Annotated in this window: 20 protein-coding genes; 1 reads left to right on the top strand and 19 read right to left on the bottom strand. The window is 61.5% G+C overall.

The features are described from left to right. Positions 1-87: 87 nt before the first annotated feature. The 18 genes from KB449_RS34770 to KB449_RS34685 form a co-directional block, all read right to left on the bottom strand. Positions 88-1,074 carry an SIS domain-containing protein gene (locus tag KB449_RS34770; RefSeq protein ID WP_282913276.1) on the bottom strand — a complete coding sequence of 329 codons (987 nt, stop codon included), beginning with the start codon at positions 1,072-1,074 and terminating at the stop codon, positions 88-90. A 126-nt stretch (positions 1,075-1,200) separates the two neighbouring features. Further along, the gene (gene aspA / locus KB449_RS34765; protein ID WP_282913011.1) at positions 1,201-2,619 is read right to left on the bottom strand and encodes an aspartate ammonia-lyase; all 1,419 of its coding nucleotides are present in this window, start codon (positions 2,617-2,619) and stop codon (positions 1,201-1,203) included. Then, positions 2,600-4,051, bottom strand: coding sequence for an NAD-dependent malic enzyme (locus KB449_RS34760; RefSeq protein ID WP_282913010.1), 1,452 nt, complete (start codon positions 4,049-4,051; stop codon positions 2,600-2,602). Before KB449_RS34760 ends, aspA begins: the two co-directional genes overlap by 20 nt. Before the next feature lie 34 nt (positions 4,052-4,085). After that, a complete protein-coding gene (locus KB449_RS34755; protein WP_282913009.1) occupies positions 4,086-5,315 on the bottom strand; it encodes an MFS transporter in 1,230 nt (409 codons plus the stop codon). Positions 5,316-5,344: 29 nt separating this feature from the next. Beyond that, positions 5,345-6,169: a sugar phosphate isomerase/epimerase family protein gene (locus KB449_RS34750; protein ID WP_282913008.1), complete on the bottom strand. Its 825-nt coding sequence runs from the start codon at positions 6,167-6,169 to the stop codon at positions 5,345-5,347. 32 nt (positions 6,170-6,201) lie between these two features. After that, positions 6,202-6,855 carry an amino acid ABC transporter permease gene (locus KB449_RS34745; protein ID WP_282913007.1) on the bottom strand — a complete coding sequence of 218 codons (654 nt, stop codon included), beginning with the start codon at positions 6,853-6,855 and terminating at the stop codon, positions 6,202-6,204. Further along, positions 6,806-7,534: an amino acid ABC transporter permease gene (locus KB449_RS34740; protein WP_282913006.1), complete on the bottom strand. Its 729-nt coding sequence runs from the start codon at positions 7,532-7,534 to the stop codon at positions 6,806-6,808. Before KB449_RS34740 ends, KB449_RS34745 begins: the two co-directional genes overlap by 50 nt. Positions 7,535-7,559: 25 nt before the next feature. Beyond that, positions 7,560-8,297: an amino acid ABC transporter ATP-binding protein gene (locus KB449_RS34735; protein WP_282913005.1), complete on the bottom strand. Its 738-nt coding sequence runs from the start codon at positions 8,295-8,297 to the stop codon at positions 7,560-7,562. Between the two features lie 30 nt (positions 8,298-8,327). After that, complete coding sequence (locus KB449_RS34730; protein WP_282913004.1) at positions 8,328-9,248, bottom strand: transporter substrate-binding domain-containing protein; 921 nt, start codon at positions 9,246-9,248, stop codon at positions 8,328-8,330. A gap of 67 nt (positions 9,249-9,315) precedes the next feature. After that, positions 9,316-10,155 carry a TIM barrel protein gene (locus KB449_RS34725; protein ID WP_282913003.1) on the bottom strand — a complete coding sequence of 280 codons (840 nt, stop codon included), beginning with the start codon at positions 10,153-10,155 and terminating at the stop codon, positions 9,316-9,318. Positions 10,156-10,169: 14 nt separating this feature from the next. After that, positions 10,170-11,021 carry a TIM barrel protein gene (locus tag KB449_RS34720; protein WP_282913002.1) on the bottom strand — a complete coding sequence of 284 codons (852 nt, stop codon included), beginning with the start codon at positions 11,019-11,021 and terminating at the stop codon, positions 10,170-10,172. Positions 11,022-11,065: 44 nt separating this feature from the next. Next, positions 11,066-11,902, bottom strand: a complete 837-nt coding sequence (locus KB449_RS34715; RefSeq protein ID WP_282913001.1) for a sugar phosphate isomerase/epimerase family protein — start codon at positions 11,900-11,902, stop codon at positions 11,066-11,068. Next, positions 11,899-12,744 carry a sugar phosphate isomerase/epimerase family protein gene (locus KB449_RS34710; protein WP_282913000.1) on the bottom strand — a complete coding sequence of 282 codons (846 nt, stop codon included), beginning with the start codon at positions 12,742-12,744 and terminating at the stop codon, positions 11,899-11,901. The genes KB449_RS34715 and KB449_RS34710 overlap by 4 nt, the downstream gene beginning before the upstream one ends. Before the next feature lie 20 nt (positions 12,745-12,764). After that, the gene (locus KB449_RS34705; protein WP_217595075.1) at positions 12,765-13,193 is read right to left on the bottom strand and encodes a secondary thiamine-phosphate synthase enzyme YjbQ; all 429 of its coding nucleotides are present in this window, start codon (positions 13,191-13,193) and stop codon (positions 12,765-12,767) included. Continuing rightward, complete coding sequence (locus KB449_RS34700; protein ID WP_282912999.1) at positions 13,181-14,053, bottom strand: amidohydrolase family protein; 873 nt, start codon at positions 14,051-14,053, stop codon at positions 13,181-13,183. Before KB449_RS34700 ends, KB449_RS34705 begins: the two co-directional genes overlap by 13 nt. Positions 14,054-14,122: 69 nt before the next feature. Further along, the gene (gene frlD / locus KB449_RS34695) at positions 14,123-14,905 is read right to left on the bottom strand and encodes a fructoselysine 6-kinase (protein WP_282912998.1); all 783 of its coding nucleotides are present in this window, start codon (positions 14,903-14,905) and stop codon (positions 14,123-14,125) included. Between the two features lie 269 nt (positions 14,906-15,174). Continuing rightward, positions 15,175-15,999 (bottom strand): PfkB family carbohydrate kinase, encoded by an 825-nt coding sequence (locus KB449_RS34690; protein WP_282912997.1) that lies wholly within the window; start codon positions 15,997-15,999, stop codon positions 15,175-15,177. Between the two features lie 203 nt (positions 16,000-16,202). Beyond that, positions 16,203-16,943 carry a UTRA domain-containing protein gene (locus tag KB449_RS34685; protein WP_282912996.1) on the bottom strand — a complete coding sequence of 247 codons (741 nt, stop codon included), beginning with the start codon at positions 16,941-16,943 and terminating at the stop codon, positions 16,203-16,205. Positions 16,944-17,186: 243 nt separating this feature from the next. Here KB449_RS34685 and KB449_RS34680 point away from each other — a divergent pair, with 243 nt between their 5' ends. Continuing rightward, positions 17,187-19,343 carry a YhgE/Pip domain-containing protein gene (locus KB449_RS34680; RefSeq protein ID WP_282912995.1) on the top strand — a complete coding sequence of 719 codons (2,157 nt, stop codon included), beginning with the start codon at positions 17,187-17,189 and terminating at the stop codon, positions 19,341-19,343. A gap of 94 nt (positions 19,344-19,437) precedes the next feature. On the opposite strand, the gene modB is transcribed toward KB449_RS34680, so the two are convergent. Continuing rightward, positions 19,438-20,097, bottom strand: coding sequence for a molybdate ABC transporter permease subunit (gene modB, locus KB449_RS34675; protein ID WP_282912994.1), 660 nt, complete (start codon positions 20,095-20,097; stop codon positions 19,438-19,440). Positions 20,098-20,105 lie beyond the last annotated feature (8 nt).

Below are 20,105 nucleotides of genomic sequence, written 5' to 3'. Positions count from 1 at the left end.
CTTGTTCGCCAGGCATGCAAAAAGCCTGCCGCAAAGGTGCGGCAGGCAATCCGACGATGACCGTTTAACAGGTTGAAGACACGGAAATCAATAAGGAACCTTGAACATGTAGCGGCGCGTTTCCAGCGGATGGCCGGTAGCGGCAGCGAGCTCGACCGCGTAGACGCGGAGCACGAAGTTCAGCAGAAGCGGAGCGAGGTAGCCCTTCAGCTCTTCGTCGATGCCGCTCATATCGAACTGCTTGGCGTCCAGCACGAGCAGCTTCTCGCCGTGCTCCTTCAGGAACTTCAGCGCGCGCTCTTCCATCGGACGCGTCTCGTCGAGGCCCAATAGCAGGATAAACGGCACGTCCTTGTCGAGAATCTCGAACGGACCGTGGAAAAACTCGCCCGCGTGGATCGCGTGGGAGTGCTTCCACTGCATCTCCATCAGGATGCAGATGGCGAACGAATAGGCGATGCCGTAGTTCACGCCGCTGGCCATCGTGTAGATGACGCTCTCGTCCTTGTTGGCCTTTGCGTAAGCCTTCGCGCCTTCGAGCGCTTGCGCTTTCGCCTTTTGCAGAACGGTCGTCATGCTGTTCAGGCTGCGGACCAGCTTCTCGTACTTGTCGTTGCCTTCCTTGACCGCGAGCAGCCCCATCGTCAGGCGGTACAGCACCGCGTAGTTGGCGATCTCCGGATGCGAGTCGAGCTCTCCCGGAGGCGCCCAGCTGTAGTTCACGATGAAGTCCGACTCGTCCGCGAGCGGCGCCGTCGGGACGTACATGAGCGAGACGACGAGCGCGCCCTTGTCCTTGGCGAACTTCGCGGCATTCGTCGTTTCCGGCGTCTTGCCCTTGTGCGAGCACAGGATGACGAGCGATTCGGCGCCCAGCGTCGACGGATTACGGTAAATAAATTCGTTGGAGTTGTAAACTTCGGCCGTGATCGAGGTGGACTCGCGGTCGATAAAGTATTTGCTCGGATACATCAGAGCTGCGGAGCCGCCGCAGGCGACGAGGAATACCCGGTTAATCGTTCTTTCCTTGTATGCCTCGATGATGCGATTAACTTGATCCTGCGCGGTGGTCAACACATTTGCTACGCTCATGGTTTCTCCTCCATTATTCTATGTTGTTATATGTTGTCTTATCTAAACATATACATTTTTGATTAAAATGTCAACCCATTTTCTTGTAATCATGCAATCGGCTATGCCCTATCCAGTCACGCCCTGTCCGGCGATTCCCGGACTCGTCATCCCGTAAGGCTCGAGAATCTCGTCGAGCTGCGCCTCGTCCAGCAAATCGTACAGCAGCACGAGCTCCCGTACGGGCCGCCCCGTCCGGATGGCTTCGTGCGCGATCCGGGCGGACGCCTCGTAGCCCAGATACGGATTCAGCGCGGTCATCACGCCTACGCTCCGGTCGACGTAGGAACGGCACCGCTCCGCGTCGGCTTCGATGCCCTCCAGGCAGTACGCGCGGAACGCGCCGAACACCCGCTTCATCATGTCGAGCGATTGGAGCAGATTGAACACGAGGACGGGCTCCATCACGTTCAACTCCAACTGACCCGCCTCCGAGGCCAGGCAGATCGTATGATCGTTGCCGATCACCTGGTAGGCGACCTGGTTGACGACCTCGCACATGACCGGATTCACCTTGCCCGGCATGATCGAGGAGCCCGGCTGGCGCGGCGGCAGGCGCAGCTCGCCCAGTCCGGCACGCGGCCCGGATGCCATGAGCCGGATGTCTCCGGCGATTTTGGACATGTTGATCATGCATACCTTGAGCGCGGCCGACACCTCGGTGAACGCGTCGGTATTCTGGGTCGCGTCAGGCAGGTGTTCCGCCCGGCGCAGCGGCAGTCCGCTGATGTCCGCCAGCTCGATGGAGACCCGCTCGATATAGCGGGGGTCGGCGTTAAGGCCCGTGCCCACTGCGGTCGCGCCCATGTTGATCTCGCAGAGCTGCTCCCGCGTACGCGAGACCCTCCCGATATCGCGGGCTGTCACGCGTGCATACGCCTCGAATTCCTGGCCCAGACGGATCGGAACGGCGTCCTGCAGATGGGTGCGTCCGACCTTGATGACGCCGTCGAACTCGGCAGCCTTGCGCACGAACGCATTTTGCAGCAGGCGCATCTCTTCAAGGAGAACATCGAGCAGCCGCAGCGCGGCGATATGGGATGCCGTCGGAAAGCAGTCGTTGGTCGACTGCGACATGTTGACGTGGGAGTTCGGGCTGACTTGAAAGTAATCGCCCTTGTCCCCGCCGAGCAGCTCGATCGCCCGGTTCGCGAGCACCTCGTTCGCGTTCATGTTGATCGACGTGCCCGCGCCTCCCTGGATCGGATCGACGACGAACTGGTCGTGCCAGCTTCCGGCGACGACCTCGCCGGCCGCCTGCTCGATCGCCGCGCCGATCTTCGGCTGCAGCCTGCCGGTCGCCATATTGGCCCGCGCCGCCGCCATCTTGACGATCGCCATCGCCTCGATCAGGCTGCCATGCAGCCGGTAACCGGTGATCGGGAAGTTCTCGACCGCGCGCAGCGTCTGAATGCCGTAGTAAACATCCTGCGGCACATACTTTTCGCCGAGAAAGTCCGATTCGATCCTATGCAAGGCCGGCGGCATGAAGCACGCCCCCCTTCTCCCCCGCCGGCTCGCGGAAGTCCGGCGGGATCCGCTTCGCGACGCCGGTCGCGATCGCCGCCCGGACGACCGCCTCCCGTACGCGGGTGACGACCTGCTCGTTGAATATGCTCGGGATGATATACTGCTCGTTCAGCTCGGGCGCGGTCACGACGTTTGCGATTGCCTCCGCCGCCGCCAGCTTCATCGCCTCGTTGATCTCCCCGGCCCGGCAATCGAGCGCGCCCCTGAAGATGCCGGGGAACACCAGCACATTGTTGATCTGGTTCGGATAATCGCTCCGCCCCGTCGCGAACACGCGAACGAGGGGAATCGCCGCCTCCGGCGCGATCTCGGGCTCGGGATTGGCCATCGCGAACACGATCGGATCGGCGGCCATCCGGCGGACGTCATCGGGAGACAGGACGCCAGCGCGGGAGACGCCGATGAACACGTCCGCTCCCTCGATGACCTCGGAGAGAGCGCCGGCGCGATTGCCGACCTGCGGCTGCTCGGCGAGCCACTGCCACATCGGATAGTCATAGGCGCCGCCCCGCACGATCGCGCCGTCCCGGTCGACCGGAGTCAGCCGGCCGACGCCGGCGGCCAGCAGCATCCGGCAGATGGAGACGCCGGCGGCGCCGATGCCGTTCACGACGACGCGGATGTCCTCCATCCGCTTGCCCGTCACCTTAAGCGCGTTGATCAGGCCGGCGACGACGACGACCGCCGTACCGTGCTGATCGTCGTGGAAGACCGGGATGCTCAGCTCCTCCTGCAGCCGCCGCTCGATCTCGAAGCAGCGCGGAGAGCTGATGTCCTCCAGGTTGATGCCGCCGAAGATCGGGCTGATCGCCTTGATCGTGCGAATGATCTCCTCGGTGTCCTTCGTATCGAGACAGATGGGAAAAGCGTCGACGTCCGCGAGCTGCTTGAACAGCATCGCCTTGCCCTCCATCACCGGCGCCGCGGCGGCCGGTCCGATATCTCCGAGGCCCAGCACGGCGGTGCCGTCGGTGATGACCGCGACCGTGTTGCGCTTCAGCGTCAGGTTGTACGCCTTCTTCGGATCGTTCGCGATCGCCGCGCATACCCTGGCTACGCCGGGCGTGTATACCCGCGACAGATCGTCCCGGTTGCGAATCTGCATCGTCGGCCGGATCGAGATCTTGCCGCCCAGATGCGCGAGGAACGTGCGATCGGATACGTTGACCACCTCGACGCCTTCCAGCGCCCGCAGCGTCTCGACCATCTCCTCGTAGCCGTCGCGGCCAAGCTGTACGGCGATGTCCCGCACCGACGAGGAAGCGCCGGAGCGAATCACGTCGGTCGCGACGATATCGCCGCCGCAGCCGCCGACCGCCTGGGCCACGTCTCCGAACGAAACCTTGCCGTTCGTCAGCTCAAGACGAATCATTACACTTTCGAATCCCATAGCGCCTCTCCCCATTTCCAGAGACTAACCTTTTTCATACCGTAGAATTGCGAAGCCGGTCGCCGCCCGCCCGTCCGAGCAGCGCGAACCCCGCAGCCCCGATCACGCTGAGCGCCGCCGCGCCGCCGAACAGCAGCGGATAGCCGCCGGCCGCGATGACCCAGCCGCCGATATTGCTGGCCACGATGCCCGCGATGTTCGTGTAGACGACGATGAACAGCGAGTGCGCGGTCGTCTTCGTATTCGGCGGACTGTTGTCGTACGCGTAGTTGATGCCCGTCGCCAGGAACAGCGCATAGGTGACGCCGGACAGAATTTGATTCAGCATCAATATTTCGAACGGCGGCTCAAGCGACAGCACGAACCAGCGGAGCGCGCCGGCCAGCGATACGAGCGTGAGCGTCCGGACATAACCGAGCCTGTGAATAATGTAGCCGGAGAACAAGAAGACCGGAATCTCCGCGATTGACGACACCGTGTACAGCAATCCGATCTTGCTCGAGGCTTCGCCGCCGAAGCTGCTGATGTACACCGAGTAAAAAGCATTGTTAAGCTGCGGACCGATGGCGGAGATGAAGACCGGAATGAGGAAAAACAGCAGCTTGCGCTCCTTCAGCAGCGGGAGCATCTCGGCGATCATGCCTCGCCTCCGCGCCGGCGCGCTTTCCTTCGCCTCGCCGTGTTTCTTTTCCCCGCCATCTTCCCCCCGCTTGCGGCCGCCCGAATCGAGCGTGAAGCTGAGCAGGCACATGACCAGCATGGCGACGATATAAGCGATGAACAATTGCGACAGCCCGTACCGGTCGTACAGCATGCCGAACAGCGTAACCGAGAGGCCGAAGCTGACCGAGCCGACGACGCGTATGGCGCCGTAGCTGAGCGCGTTGCGCTTGGCATGGCGGACGGTGACGGCGTCGACGACGGGCAGCGTCGCAGAAGCGAAGACGGCCAGCACGATCGAGATGAACACGTACAACGCGAAGCTGTGCCCGGCATAGCGATAGAGGAACATCACCCAGGGCGTCACGCCCATGCTGCATACGAGCACGGGTTTGGCGATGCCGTAATAGTCGATCAGCATGCCCCATACCGGCTGCATCAGAAACCCGACGAGCGGTCCGATCGAGAAAATGAGGCCGATCTGCTGCGTCGATAGCCCTTCTTGCGCAAACCAGTAGCTGAGGAACGGCAGGTAGGAGGCGTAAGCGATGTAAAAAAAATAGTTGTACACATGCATCGAGTATTTGCGCATCGGACTCGGCATAGGGGCCTCCGTAACCCGTCCGGCGTCGGCTATGATAGCAAGCGGTCCAGGGTGCCCAGACTGACGGCCAGCGCGGCGTCCGGATCGATATAATGCAAGCGCGAGCAGATCTCCAGCGACACATAGCCGTCGTAGCCGAGCTGCTCGAGCTCCTGTATATAGCCGCCGATGGGCAGTTTGCCTTCGCCCAGCGGGAGCTGATCCGAGTCGTTGAGGTGAACGTGGACGAGCTTGTCTCCGAGCTCTCCGAAGTATTCGGTCAGCGTTTCGCCCGCGACCGCCATATGACAGGTGTCGACCACCGCCTTCAGATGCGGCGTATCGGCCTCGCGCAGCATAGCCGCGAGATCGCTGCGGGTCAGCGCCAGATTGGATTCGATGATCTGCAGATGTTCCAGAATGGCGGTAATGCCGAGCGAGCCAGCGCGTTCGGCGACGCGGCGCAGCCCTTCGCAGGCCCGCCCGCGCGCCTCCTCGGGCGACTTGCCGTAGTAGCCCCATCCGGGCAGCAGCTGCAGCATCGGCGTGCCGAGCTCGGCCGCGATCTCGACGCACTTCAATAGGTAGTCGAGCGACCGCTGCCGAATGATCGGGTCCTCCGCCGCGATGTTGAGCGGATAGCCGCCCTGTTTTGGCGTGAAGCAGATCGGGTTCAAGGACCGGCGGTCCAGCTCGCGGCGCAGTTCGGCGGCTTCCCGGTAAGTGGCGTCCGGGACGAGGAAATGCGGGTAGCCCGCCCACAGGTCGACGTGGCGAATGCCGTGCCGTTCCATAGCGTCCAGAAACTTCGCGAACGGATGATACTGGTAATGAATGTTCATGACGGCGATTCGGGAGCGATCGAGCTTGTTCACGACGGCATCTCCTTCAGACCGGACGGCGCGCGTCAACGGTACGACCGCTCCATCCTTTTGGCCAATATGGACAGCGGATAGCAGAGAATGAAGTAGACGGCGAGCACGAGCGTATACATCTGCATCGCGATGCTCAGCCCCTGCATCAGCTCTACCCGCTCGATCACGAGCTGGGCCGACTTCAGGAAGTCGCGGTTGCCGACCAGCACGGACAGCGAGGTGGATTGGATAAGGTTCGACATCAGGCCGATGACCGACGGCAGCATCCGCCGAACCGCCTGCGGCAGGATGACGTAGCGCATCGTCTGGATCGGGCTTAGGCCCAGCGCGAGGCTCGCCTCGGTCTGGGTGGGCGGGATCGATTCGATCGCCCCGCGCACGGCCACCGAGATATTGGCGCTGCTCCACAGACTGAGCGCGATCATCGCGGACACGTAGTTGTTGACGCTGATGCCCGCCTCAGGCAGCAGGAAGAAGACGAGGAACAGGGTGATGACGATCGGCAAGCCCCGGAACAGCTCCGAATAGCCGCGCGTCAGCATGGAGACGATCGCATGCCGCGACGTCTGCAGCACGCCGACGAGGACGCCGAGCACGAGCGCGATGCCCAGGCAGCTGAGGCTTAGCAGGATCGTATTAATCAGCCCGTCGAGGAGAAAGCTTGAATTTCTTGATAATACCTCCATTTAGGCCCCTGCCTTTCCGAGTCTTGTTGTTGAAGTCAAGCCTGCGCTGGATCCGGCCGAACACGTACGAGGTGCCCCAGACGAGGAGCAGATAAATGAAGGCGATCGTCAGCAGCATCTCGTAGGTCTTGAAGTCGTAGGCGATGCGATCCATCGCGTTGAACGTCATCTCCGCCACGCCGATGCTGGTCATATAGGCGGAATTTTTAATGACGGACACCGCGGTATTGGAAAAGGCGGGAAAGCTGATCCGAAAGCCGAGCGGGATGATGATGTGGCGGACGATCTGCGGCGTGCTTAAGCCCAGCGACTGTCCGGATTCGATCAGCGCATGAGGCACCGCGTCGGTACCGCCGCGGAAGTTCTCCGCGGCGAACGCGCCGCCCCACAGCGAGAGCGCGATGATCCCGACGGCCACCGCCGACAGCTTGATGCCGAAGGCGGGCAGACCGAAGTACAGGAAAAAGACGTGAACCAGCAGCGGCGTATTGCGGATCAGATCGACGTATACCGCCACGATCTGGGACAATACCGGTATTTTCAGCGTCCGCACGACGGCGCCGCCCATCCCGATGACGAGCGAGATGAGGATGCTGATCGCGCTGATGATGACGGTCATCTTCAGACCGGCGAGCAGCAGCGGCAGCGTATGGATAACGTATGCAAAATCGAAGCTCAACCCGAGCACCTCCTCGTGGTGTCAACTACATGGCGTTCCGCAGGAACTGCCGGGTGCGCTCTTCCTGGGGATTGCCGAATACCTGCTCGGGCGGCCCTTGCTCGACGATGACCCCTTGATCCATAAAGACGATGCGGTCGCCGACATCGCGCCCGAAGCCCATCTCGTGCGTGACGATCAGCATCGTCGTGCCGCGCGCGGCCAGATCCTTCATAACGTCGAGCACATCGCGGACGCGCTCCGGATCGAGCGCGGAGGTCACCTCGTCGAATAGCAGCACCTCGGGATTCATGACGAGCGAACGCGCGATGGCCACGCGCTGCTGCTGTCCGCCGGACAGCTGGGAGGGGTAGCTGTCGGCCTTGTCGAGCAGGCCGACCTGGTCGAGCAGTTCCCTTGCCTGCGGGATGACGCTTTTCTTGTCCCGCTTCTGCACCTTGGTCGGCGCGAGCAGCAGGTTTTCCATGACGGTCAGATGCGGGAACAGATTGTAGCTCTGGAATACCATGCCGATCCGCTGGCGGACCTGCTGCAGGGCCGCCGGCGTATATTGAATCCGGCTGTCGTCGATATAGACTTCGCCGCCGTTGATGCTCTCCAGGCCGTTGATGCAGCGCAGCAGCGTGCTCTTGCCCGAGCCGCTCGGCCCGATGATGACGATCACCTCGCGGGCAAATACGTCGATGTCGACGCCGCGCAGGATGACATTGTCCCCATACTGCTTTTGCAGGTTGCGGATGGATAGTTTCGGTTTGTCGCTCATCGTGGTGTTACCTCCCGTATCGGTATGCCGTTAGGGGCGCGGAATCATCTTCATCGGATCGAGATCGCCCGCTTGCGGCAAGTACTCTTCGATCAGCGTCTTAAAGTAGTCTTCCTTGCGCATTTGCTCCAGCGCGCCGTTGACGAAGGCGAGCATCTCCGGCTCGTTCTTGCGTACGCCGATCGCCATCGGCGCGAAGGCGACCTGTTCGCCGACGATCGTATAATCGGTCGACGTCTTGACGAATTCGGACATCAGTACGGCATCGTGGAACATGGCGTCGGCGCGTCCGTCCTTCAGCGCGCGCAGCGCATCCGCATTGCTCTCGATCTTGATCTGCTCGGCGGTAGGCACATTCTCTTCGAGATAGGTGGAGCCCGTCGAACCCTTGATGACGATGACCTTCTTGCCGGCCAGATCGGGGATTTGCTTGATGTCGCTGCCCTTTTTGACGACCGTGACGGCGCCGCCGTCGAAGAAGTTGGTGGAGAAGTCGAGCTGCTTCTTGCGCTCCTCGGTCACGCCGAGCGTGGCCGCGATGAAGTCGATTTTTTTGGATTCCAGATAAGGAATGCGGTTCGTCGCGTTAACCGCCACGAACTCGACGGCATTCTCGTCGCCGAAGGCATACTGCGCCATCTTCTTGACGACGCCGATCTCGTAGCCGGCATTTTTGCCCTTCTCGTCCAGGTAGCCGAGCGGCGGATAGTCGACCTTGACGCCGACGACGAGCTTGCCGCGCTTCTTTACGTCCGCCGGCAGCGCAGGCACGTCGCTCGGCGAGGCGCTGGTCGAACCGCTCGCGGCCGGACTCGACGACGCGCTGCCGGAAGCGCCCTGCGCGTTGTTGCCGTTGTTGTTGCTGCCGCAGCCCGCGATCAACACGATCAGCGCCAGCGAAAGAATCGTCACCCATCTGCCCATCGTAAACTTGCCCGTTCCCTTTTTCATTTTCTTTTCCCCGCTTTCCAATTTTTTTTAATGTGGGTCAGGAAATATGAGCAAACGCCGGTCCGCCTTAGCGGGCGACGATCGATCCTAACACTTCGGACAAACGGTCGATACTTCTCTGCGTGAACGCCTCGGGCTCCCAGTTGTATTGGGGACCGATCAATTCGAGCGTCAGCCATCCTTCGTAGTCGATCTTCTTCAAGCTCTCCGCGAACGCCTCGAGCGGGAATACGCCCATGCCCCAGCCAAGGTGCGCGGAGGTCTTGCCGTCGCCGTCCAGGAAGTGGATATGGGCCAGATCCTGCCCGAACGCTTCGCCGTAGGCCTCGATGCTGTCGCCGCCGAGCGTCATCGGCACCGTGTCCATCAGCGCCTTCAGCGCCGGCGAGTTCACCTCGTCGTACATCCGCTTGAGCGTCGCCAGATCGGTGATGAGATTCGAGCCCGCCTTGGACATCGGCTCGAGAGCGAGCACGACGCCTTGCTTCTCCGCCTCTTCCGCCAGGATGCGCAGCGACTCTCTGCCTCTCGCCCACGCTTCCTCGGACGGCTCGTTGTAGAAGCCGTAGCCTACCGTCACGAGCAGCAGCGACGTCTCCAGCGTATTCGTGACGCCGATGCACTTCTTGAAGTATTCGATGCTGCGCTTGCGCAGCGTGTCGTCCTTCGAGGACAGGTTGATCGGGTAGATGCACTGCTCCGGCGTAAAGCAGACGAGCTCGAGATTGCGGCGCTCCATCTCGCGGCGCATGGAGACGATGTCGGCATGGGACGCGTCGTCCACGTACAGGTGCGGCGCGCCGCCCCACAGCTCGACCGCCGGAAGACCGAGTCTGACGGTCGAATCGAGAAAGTATTCGAACGGATAACGGTGATAATGAAAGTTCATATTGGCGATCTTGGCCATGCTTGCACGCCTCCTTAGATGGTTTGCCGCATCTTGCCCGCTTCGGGCTCCGACATCGCTTGAAGCCGTTCCAGACACTTGCGGACTTCCCGCTCGGGCTCCAGATAGTAGCGATTGACGACGAGCTCCAGCGTCAGGTACCCTTCATACTCCTTGTTAAGCAGCTCCCAATAATCGCGCATCGGGAACACGCCGTCCCCGACCGCCATGTTGGACCCGCCCTTGCCGTCGCCGTCGCAGAAGTGCACGTGGCGCAGGCGGCTTCCGAATGCGTCCAGCCAGGCGCGCACATCTTCTCCGGCGACGTTCATCGGCACCGTGTCCAGCATCGGATCGACGAACGGGGAATCGACCTCGTCGATCAGCCGGCGGAGATCGCCGATGTTGTTGACCAGATTCGTGCCGTACGGCGTCCGCGTCTCCATCACGATATGGATGCCGTACTTGGCCGCTTCCTCGCCGAGCGTCCGCAGCGATTCGGCCGAGCGCTTGAAGCCCTCTTCCTTGGGCTCATTGTAGAAGCCCGATCCCGGAACGACCAGCAGCAGCGGAGACTCGAGCTCGGCGGCTACGACCAGGCTCTTCTTGAAGTAATCGACGCTTCGCGAACGCAGCCGTTCGTCGCGGGCGGCGATATTGATCGGATAGACGCACTGTTCTGGCGTAAAGCAGGCGACCCTCAGCTCTCTGGAGACGATCTCGCGCCGCAGCGCGGAGAGCCGGGCTGCCGGCAGGTCCTCGACGTACAGGTGCGGCTCGGCCGCCCACAGCTCGATCGCGCCGACCTCCAGGCGATTCATCGATTCGAGAAAGTATTCCAGCGGGTAGCGTTGGTAGTTGTAGTTCATGACCGACACGTTGCGCATGAGGGCAGGTCCTCCCGTTGAGTGATCGTAACGCTTTCGCTTGTTTATGCAGGCTGCAGGGCTTCGCGGAGCGCGCCTGCCGCCCGCCGCAGAACGGGTGCCGGGTCGACATAATACTTGTGATCGAACAGCTCGAGTCCGAGCGATCCCGCATACCCGGCGGCTCTGATCGAGGCGAGGTATTCGGCGAGCGACAGCGTGCCGTCGCCCCAGGCCAGATGGCCGCCCGGCCCGTCGACCAGCTGGATGTGCGCGATCCGGTCCGCGCCCAGCAGGCGGATATAATCGGCAGGCGATTCGCCCAAGGCGGCGGCGGTCGACGTGTCCAGCAGCGCGCCCAGCGCAGGCTGGCCGACCTCATCCAGCATGCGGCGCAGCGAGGCGGCGTCGCGAACGAGATTCGATTCGTGCACGGGCAGCGCTTCGAGCGCCAGCCGGATTCCTAGCGCAGCGGCCCGACGCGAGAGCCGGCTCAAGAAATCGGCCGAACGCCGCCATGCCTCCTCTGCCGGCCGGTCGTAGTACCCCGTGCCGCTCGTCACCTGCATGATCGGCACCTGCAGCTCGGCAGCGGCCTCTAGCGACTTCATCGCGTATATTTCGCTCCGCTGCCGCAGCACCGGATCGTTGGAGGCGATATTGACCGGGTACAGGCCGGTCTCCGGCGTCAGGCAGCATACGCGAAGCTCCAGCTCGGCGAGCCGCCGCCGCAGTTTCTTCAGATCCGCCGGCGTCGCGGCTTCGATATCGAGGTGGGGCGCGCCGCCCCACAGCTCGATCGTTTCGCAGCCGCAGCGGACCGCCTCCGCCAGGAAGCTGCCCAGCGAGTGAAACTTGTAAAGCACATTGCTCGGCGCGACCGCAAGCACGCGCTCCTTCACGCCGTCACCCCCTTTAGCTTGGCAAGCTCGCTCCGCAGCAGCGACAGGCTGCGGAGCACCGCCTCCGTCGGCTCCATGAACGTGGCGCGGGCGCAAATCTCCAGCGTCAGATAGCCCCGATAGCGATGCCTGTTCAGCTCTTCGAGCCAGTCCGCCAGCGGGAAGTCGCCGTCCCCCCAGGCTTTGTGAAGACTGTCGACGAAGTGGATATGACGGACATCGTCGCCGAACGCTTTGAAGTAATCGTCGAATGTCTCTCCCGCGGCCGCCATCGGACAGGTGTCGATGATGACCTTTAAGTGGGGGGAGCGGATGTCGTCCAGCATCCGCTTCAGCGCAGGCAGGTCGGTAACGATGTTCGTGCCTCTGCGCTCAAGCGGCTCCAGCGTTATTACGATGCCGTGCTTGCCGGCCTCTTTGGCCAAGGCGGCCAGCGCGTCGCGCGTCCGCTCCCAGGCTTCGCCGGCCGGTTCGTCGAAGTAGCCCCAGCCGGGCACGGTCTGGAACATCGGGGCGCCCAGCTCCGATGCGGCCTGCAGGCTTCTGAAGAAGTAGGCCAGACTTCTGGCGCGAAGCTCCGGCTCCTTGGCCGCGATGTTGAACGGGTACTGGCATTGCTCGGGCGTATAACAGATCAGCTTGAGTCCCCGGCTCTCGATGCCGGCACGGATCCGGCGCAGGTCGGCCGCGGTCGCGTCCTCGATATACAGATGAGGCGCTCCAGCCCACAGCTCGATCGCTTCTAGCTCCAGCCTCACCATATCGTCCAGGAAAAAATCGAGCGGATACAGCCGGTAATGCTCGTTCATGCCCGCGATTTGCGACATAGCCAGATGCGTCATGCGGGACTCCTCTCCGGCGGCTACTCGCCGATGATTTGAATATAAACCTTGCGGCCCTTCGGTCCGTCGAACTCCGTCAGGTAGACGTCCTGCGCGTCGCCGGACAGCATGACGCCGTTCTGGATGACGAACATACAGCTGTTGCCGGCCAGCATGGACTTGAGATGGGAAGGAGAATTGCTGCCCGTCGCGCCGTAGGAGGGCAGGAAGTGGGCGTGCGCATAGGGCATATCCTTGGGTACGAGACGTTCGAGCAGCTCCTCGATGTCCGTCTCCACGCATTCGAGCCCTTCGTTGATCATGATGCCGGTCGTCGTATGGGCCGAGATGACGGCGGCCAGCCCGTTCTGCACGCCGCTGCGTGCGATGATGTCCCGAACCTGCTCGGTAATTTTAATCATCTGGAATTCCGCGGTCGACCGGATGACGATCGTTTCTAGTTTAACCATGGCCGCTCGTTCCTCCTTTCGCCCAGAAATACTTCCGCGTTGCCGCCGAGTATTTTCTGCAGCGTCTTGGGCCGGAAATCCATCGCCTGCAAAGCGGGCAGCAGCCGCTTCGCCTTGAAGCGCGGACCGTTCGTGCCGAACATCACCTTGTCGTTCAGGTTGCGCTCGATCCACAGCGGTCCCATGTCTACCTTGAACACCTGCTTGTAGAAGTCGAGCGCATTGTCCATATAGAGGATCGACGTGTCCGTGAACACGTTCGGGTACTTCAGCAGCAGCATAACCGTCTCCTTGACCCACGGCCACCCGAAGTGGGCGAGGCACATGCGAAGCTCGGGATAGTCTACCGCCACGTCTTCAAAATGCAGCGGATGCGAGTACTTGGAGGGCGCGTCCGGCTCCCAGCTCATGCCCGCGTGGAACATGATCGGCTTATCGTATGCCAGACACTTCTCGTAGATCGGCTTCAGCCGCTCGTCGTTCGGGTAAAACTTCTGCTTGGACGGATGCAGCTTAAGGCCCTTCAGCCCGAGCTCGCCGAACGCGCGATCCAGCTCCTCCAGCGCATCCTCGCGATACGGATCGACGCTGGCGAAGCCGATGAACCGGTCCGGCGCCAGATCGACGATCGTCTTGACGTCGTCGTTGGAGACGATCCAGCCGCCGCTCTGCGTCGTCAGGTCGATCGGCAGCAGGATGGAGCGCGTCACGCCGTTGTAATCCATCTCCTGCAGCGTCGATTCGATCGGGCTCGGCGACTGCTTGAAGACGCCGAATTGCCGCTTGCGATAGTCGAGCGTATCCTTGTCTTCGCTGATCGCCTTGTAGAAAATCGGGTGAGTATGCACATCGATGATCACTTGATTTCCGCCTTTCCGCCGGTCGGTCCGGATATCGTGAAGCTTCTATTAAATTAGTAAGCTTCTAAATTAGTAGGGTTCGAACTTGGCGACGACCTTCGCTGCCGTCTCCGCGCCGGACCGGAGCGATTCCTGCACGGTCCGTCCCGACAGCGCCGCATACATGAAGCCCGCGCAGAAGGAGTCGCCGGCTCCTACCGTATTGACCACCTCGGCGGGTACGATGCCTTCCCGGTACAGACGATCGCCGTCGTACGCGAGGCTGCCGTGCTCGCCCAGGGTGACGACCGCCACCTTCGGCCCCCGCTCCTGCGCCCACCGGATGAACGCCAATATATATTCGTCCTCCCGGGGATAGGAGAAGAACGCATAGTCCGTGTCGGGCAGCACCGGCCCGGCGATCTCCCGGGTCGTCCGCGTCGAGAAGTCGAACACGACCTCCACGCCGCCGCTTCGGAAGCCGGCCAGCTCTCCCTCGACCTTGCCCGACAGATTCGTATGCATCGCCCTGCAGCCCGCGATGAACTCCCTGTCCTGCGGGGTCAGGGCGAAGTCCGCCATCACGCCCTCGATCTTCTCCTTATGGACCCGGTCGTTGCCGTTCAGGTCCATCTTGAACACAGCCGTCCGTCCTTCGCGCACCTGCATATGGGAGACGTCGACGTTCTCCTTCCGCAGCATATCGAGCATCATCTCGCCGTACGGATCGCTGCCCACGACGCTGACCATGGCGGCCTCCGCGCCGAACCGGCTCATATGGACAATGAAGTCGACGCTGTTGCCGGTCGGGTAATGCTTGTTCAAATTATCGTAAATGTCGATACAGTTGAATCCAACGCCCGCTATCCGCATAGGTTCCTCCCCGTCTCCACCTGCGAACCCTACCCGGGTCCTTTGCCAAGCCTGCTGTGCGATCGCTAATCGTCTTTAACTTTGTATATGTTGTTATATTATAATATATAGCATCTCTATACACGACAGTCAACAGTATTTCCGAATGAAAATGTTTTCATAATGAAAGCTTAAGTCACATGTAACGCTTCCATAATTCCCAGACGAAAAAAATAAGAAAAGCGCGTGAGGTATTCTCACGCGCTCCAACCGTGAAGCCACCATCTTGTCTATTTTTTCGTGCCATATCCGAACGCGCCGAAATGTCCGCAGGTGGTCGCCGCCGCCTGCGCGGCCGCGGCAAGCGCCTCGCGCATGTCTCCCTTGCCATGATACGAAGCGAGAAATCCGCCGATAAACGAGTCGCCGGCTCCCATCGTATCGACGATTCGCACGGGCATCGGCTCTTGCGCGTACAAGACTCCCGCCTCGGAGAACCGGGCCGGATCGGCTCCGCGCGTCACGCCGACTACTTTTACGCCCAGTTCATGCACAAACGCGGTCAGCTCTGCAATTTCTGAATCGCCCATGTCGCTGCCCGAGAAGAACGCATAGGTCAAATGCGGACATACCTGCCGCAAGTACGCCTCGTCCCATTTCTTGCGCGTCGAGAAGTCGAACGCGACCGGACGCCGGGCGGACAGCCGCGCCAGCTCATGCTCGATATCGCTGTTGACGCTCGTATGAATAAGGTCGTATTCTTCGGCATACGCAAGATCGTCTTCCGTCAATTTGAGCTGCAGCAGCGACGGCATGCGGATGCCGCGATTCGTACCGACGAATATGCGGTCCCCCTCTTCGTTAAGCGTCACGACCGCTTCGCCGTTGGGACCGTAGGTCCGGCGAATGCGGGAAGCGTCGATGCCTTCCAGGCGCATGCACTCGATTACATGGGAGGCAGCCGCGTCGTCGCCCGTGATGCCGAGGTATGCGCAGCTCTCCGCCCCGCTGCGCTTCGCCGCCACGGCTACGTTCAGGGCGTTGCCCCCAGGGTACATCATTCGCTGATCCTGATAGTAGTCCACCACGTTATCGCCGATCGCGATCAGTTTCATCGAAAAAACCCCCCGACTTGTTATTAGTTGTAATATAATAATTAAATACAATTACAACGCAATCCGTCAAGCGGTATCTCGCGGACGATCCGCGCGCTCGAGCCCCGCTGTCGCCTTGCACAAAAAAAGCCTTCCTCCTCCGCCCGACGACTGCCGGACAAGAGACGGAAAGCCTGGATTCGAAGCGCGCTCGAAACCGCCGGTCACTCCGGGCCGCGCTTGCCGGTATGAATCGTAAAGATCACCTTACTGGTCAAGTATTGGGACTGCGAGTAGTGAAGCGGACGATCATGCTTGTCGTAAGTGACCTTGTCGATCAAATAAAGCGGGGTCCCCCGATCGCACTGGAACAGCCCCGACTCATAGTCCGAAGCCAACACCACCTCAAGCGTCTTGTCGGAATACGCCGGCTCGATGCCGTACTTGCTTTTTAGAATCTGGTAGGTGGACGAGGAAGCGGCTATATACTTTTCCAAATCCGGCATTTGCGCGAGCGGGAAGTACGAAGTCTCGATGATAAACGGCTCATTGTCGATGAAAAGCAGTCGGTTCAGCTTGAGCACGGAATCTCCGACCGCAATGCGGAACGTCTCTGCGAGCTTTTCGTCCGCGCCGATGATCATGTTGGACAGGATCTGATTGCTCGGGGTCTTGCCCGAAGCCGTCGTCATGTCGGAAAAGCTGCCGACCGAGATGAGCTCCCGCTTCTCCTTCAGCTCGCGCACGTAGCTGCCCTTGCCCTGCTGGCTGTGCAGCACGCCCTCCTCCACCAGATCGGTAATCGCCCGCCGCACGGTGATCCGGCTTACGCCGTACGTCTTCCCGATCTCCGCTTCGGGCGGCAGCTTCTGTCCTGCCTTGTACACGCCTCTCGCTATATCCTCCTTAATAATTTGCTTGAGTTGCAAGTACAGCGGATTTTGATTGGACACGTTTAATTTCATGTGAAAGCTCCTCCGGTTCCCTAAATTCGCCCAAAAGTATCTATGTAATTAATTATTATATCATATGTTGTCATATATAAGGCATTCCTTTGCAACCATACTAACATAATTGGCCCAGTTAGGAAATGGATCGCTCGAAGCTTCGTTCTGCACAGGCATGAGGCACAATCGATTCGCTGCCGGATGACTTGCGCCCCGGATAGGGAATATTAGTACCTGTTTCCCGGAAAGGAGACCGTGCGCATGAAAACCGTTCTTTCCATCTATCTTCGCGATCTTCGCCGCGCGTTCACGAATCCGGCCGCCGCCGTCATCATTCTCGGACTCGTCGGCCTGCCCTCCCTCTATGCCTGGTTCAACATCGAGGCGTCCTGGGATCCTTACGCGCAGACCGGCGGGATCGCCATTGCGGTCGCGAACGAGGACAAAGGCACGACGATCCGCGGCACGCCCGTCAACGTTGGCAAGGAGATCGCCGCCAAGCTCGCCGCCAACCCTAGCGTCGGGTGGACGTTCGTCGACCGGGCCAAGGCGATGCGGGGCGTGAAGCACGGCGACTACTACGCGGCGATCGTCATTCCGGACAACTTCTCCGCGAGCCTGGCCACTATTCTGGCCTCGGAGCCATCGTCCGCGACACTGGACTATTACGTCAACGAGAAGATCAACGCGATCGCGCCAAAAATCACCTCCAAAGGCGCGAGCAGCATCGTGCAGGAGGTGAGCCAGCGCTTCGTCGAAACGGCGAGCGGCATTCTGTTCGGCTTGTTTAACGAAGCCGGCAGCGAGCTGGAAGCGAGCCTGCCGTCCATCGAAAAAGTGAAGACGCTACTGTTCAAGCTCGAAGCCGCGTTCCCGGAAATCAACGCCGCGGCGGACAAAGCGCAGCGGGATGTCGGGCTCGCGAGCGGCGTCGTGGCCAAGGCGCAGAAGCGTCTGCCCGACGTAGCGGCGCTTGCGGAGGAAGGTCAAGCGTTGACGTCAAAAACCGGTGCCCTCCTGGAACAAAGCCGCACGGCACTCGGCCAAATGGGGCCGCAGATCAAGCAGGATCTGCTGAGCCTGCAGCAGCTTGCGGGCGCGGCCCGCTCAGTGACGGCGCTGCTTCAGGCCGCGAACCCGGACCTGGACCTGGACGCGGCGGCGACGGCGGCGACCGGCGTGGCTAAGCGGCTGCGGACCGGCGCAGACGTCGCCGGCCGGCTCGCCGACCTGCTATCGCAGCTGGACGCCATGTCGGGCGCGTCCAACTTGTCCACGCGGGCGGCGGCGCTGAAGCAGGCGCAAGCGGGCATGCTGGAGCAGGCGAAGCTGCTGGAGCGCGTTGCGGACGCGGCCGGGCGGGGAGAACGGCCCGCGGAAGAACTTGTCGGCCGGCTGAATACGCTGGCAGGCGAGGCAGAGACGCGGCTGGACGATCTGCTGGGCGCGTACGACGGCGAGATCGCGCCGCGCATCGATGCGGCGCTCGGCAAGGCCGCCGAGGCGGCAAGCACGGCGCAGGCCGTGCTCAAGGATGCGTCGGACGCGCTGCCGGACGCGAAGCGCGTGCTGACGGACGCGGCGTCGGCGCTGACCGTCGGCGGAGCCGAGCTCGCCAAGGCGAAGGCGGAGCTGCCGGCGGCGCAGCGCAAGATTGTCGAGATCGCGGACAAAATCCGCGCGTTCGAGAAGGAAAACGACCTGGCGGAGATCATCAAGCTGCTGCGCCACGACGCGCAGAAGGAAAGCGCGTTTTTCGCCGCACCGGTCGATTTAAAAGAGAACAAGCTGTACCCGATTCCCAACTACGGGTCCGCGATGTCGCCTTTTTTCACCACGCTGTCGCTCTGGGTCGGCGCCGTGCTGCTCGTATCGGTCATGTCCGTCGACGTCGAAGAGCCCGGCGTCTCCTACCGGAGCCGGCACGTTTACTTCGGCAGGTATCTGACGCTGGGAACGCTAGCCGTGCTTCAGTCGCTCTGCGTCACCTTGGGGGATGTCTATATCCTCGGCACATATGTCGCGCGCCCCGGATGGTTCGTGCTGTTCGGCATGCTGCTGTCGGCAGTGTTCATGCTGATCGTCTACACGCTCGTCTCGGTGTTCGGCAACGTCGGCAAAGCGCTGGCTATCGTCATGCTCGTGCTTCAGCTGGGCGGAGCGGGCGGGACGTTTCCCATCCAGATGGCGCCGCCTTTTTTTCAGAAAATTCATCCGTTCCTGCCGTTCACCTACGCCATCTCCATGATGCGGGAGGCGGTCGGCGGCATTCTCTGGGACATCGTGCGTCGAAGCCTGGCATTCATGGTCGCGTATGCAGCGGCCGCGCTCGTGCTCGGACTCGCGCTCAAGCGCCCGATCAACCGCCTCCTGGCCGGTTCGACGCGCAAGGCGAAGGAGAGCGGGCTGCTTCACTGAACCGCGAGGCGAGATCGGGTATGCGGCGGTTGTACACGTTTATGCGCAAAAAACAGCGCTACGCGATCAATCGCGCAGCGCTGCTTTCGATATCTCACTTCCGTGCGCGTCCCGTGAACAGCAGCAGCAGAAACGATATGCCGATGACGGCCGCCGTCCAGGCCCACGCCATCCCCGTATGACCGGCATCCACGGCCACGTAGATCGCGGTCGGCACGGTCTGCGTGCGACCGGGAATGTTGCCCGCGATCATCAGCGTCGCCCCGAACTCGCCGAGCCCGCGCGCGAACGCCAGCACGAACGCCGTCAGAAACGCATGCCCCGCGAGCGGCAGCGTAATATACAAAAACACCTGGAGCTCGCTCGCTCCCGCGACCCGCGCCGCCTCCTCCGCTTCCCGGTCGACGGAAGCAAACCCGTTTTTCATCGTCTGATAGACGAGCGGAAAAGCGACGACGACGGACGCGATCACGGCCGCCCACCACGAGAAGATGACCGGCGCGCCCGTCAGCCACTCGATGAACCGGCCCGCCCCGCTGCGCCTTCCAAGCAGCACGAGGAGGACGAAGCCGACGACCGTCGGCGGGAGCACAAGCGGCAGCATGAAGGCGGTCTCGGCCAGGGCTTGGCCGCTGAACCGGCGCCTGGACATGAGACGTGCGGCAAATGTGCCGATCGCCAGCGCCACGACGCTCGCGATCAGCGCGACCTGAAGCGAGAGGCGAATCGGCGGCCAGAACGCCTGCCATTCCATCCTGGGCC

Source organism: Cohnella hashimotonis, from assembly GCF_030014955.1.
GTDB lineage: Bacteria > Bacillota > Bacilli > Paenibacillales > Paenibacillaceae > Cohnella > Cohnella hashimotonis.
The sequence above is the reverse complement of the archived record's forward strand: the minus strand, read 5'-3'. Positions and strand labels throughout refer to the sequence as shown.

What these genes read in the sequence shown, in the direction of transcription:
- KB449_RS34735 (WP_282913005.1), bottom strand. Translation starts at nt 8,297, where the DNA reads ATGAGCGACAAACCGAAACTATCCATCCGCAACCTGCAAAAGCAGTAT.
- KB449_RS34690 (WP_282912997.1), bottom strand. Translation starts at nt 15,999, where the DNA reads ATGAAACTGATCGCGATCGGCGATAACGTGGTGGACTACTATCAGGAT.
- KB449_RS34680 (WP_282912995.1), top strand. Translation starts at nt 17,187, where the DNA reads ATGAAAACCGTTCTTTCCATCTATCTTCGCGATCTTCGCCGCGCGTTC.
- KB449_RS34720 (WP_282913002.1), bottom strand. Translation starts at nt 11,021, where the DNA reads ATGCGCAACGTGTCGGTCATGAACTACAACTACCAACGCTACCCGCTG.
- frlD (WP_282912998.1), bottom strand. Translation starts at nt 14,905, where the DNA reads ATGCGGATAGCGGGCGTTGGATTCAACTGTATCGACATTTACGATAAT.
- KB449_RS34710 (WP_282913000.1), bottom strand. Translation starts at nt 12,744, where the DNA reads ATGACGCATCTGGCTATGTCGCAAATCGCGGGCATGAACGAGCATTAC.
- KB449_RS34685 (WP_282912996.1), bottom strand. Translation starts at nt 16,943, where the DNA reads ATGAAATTAAACGTGTCCAATCAAAATCCGCTGTACTTGCAACTCAAG.
- KB449_RS34745 (WP_282913007.1), bottom strand. Translation starts at nt 6,855, where the DNA reads ATGGAGGTATTATCAAGAAATTCAAGCTTTCTCCTCGACGGGCTGATT.
- aspA (WP_282913011.1), bottom strand. Translation starts at nt 2,619, where the DNA reads ATGCCGCCGGCCTTGCATAGGATCGAATCGGACTTTCTCGGCGAAAAG.
- KB449_RS34730 (WP_282913004.1), bottom strand. Translation starts at nt 9,248, where the DNA reads ATGAAAAAGGGAACGGGCAAGTTTACGATGGGCAGATGGGTGACGATT.
- modB (WP_282912994.1), bottom strand. Translation starts at nt 20,097, where the DNA reads ATGGAATGGCAGGCGTTCTGGCCGCCGATTCGCCTCTCGCTTCAGGTC.
- KB449_RS34760 (WP_282913010.1), bottom strand. Translation starts at nt 4,051, where the DNA reads ATGGGATTCGAAAGTGTAATGATTCGTCTTGAGCTGACGAACGGCAAG.
- KB449_RS34705 (WP_217595075.1), bottom strand. Translation starts at nt 13,193, where the DNA reads ATGGTTAAACTAGAAACGATCGTCATCCGGTCGACCGCGGAATTCCAG.
- KB449_RS34725 (WP_282913003.1), bottom strand. Translation starts at nt 10,155, where the DNA reads ATGGCCAAGATCGCCAATATGAACTTTCATTATCACCGTTATCCGTTC.
- KB449_RS34755 (WP_282913009.1), bottom strand. Translation starts at nt 5,315, where the DNA reads ATGCCGAGTCCGATGCGCAAATACTCGATGCATGTGTACAACTATTTT.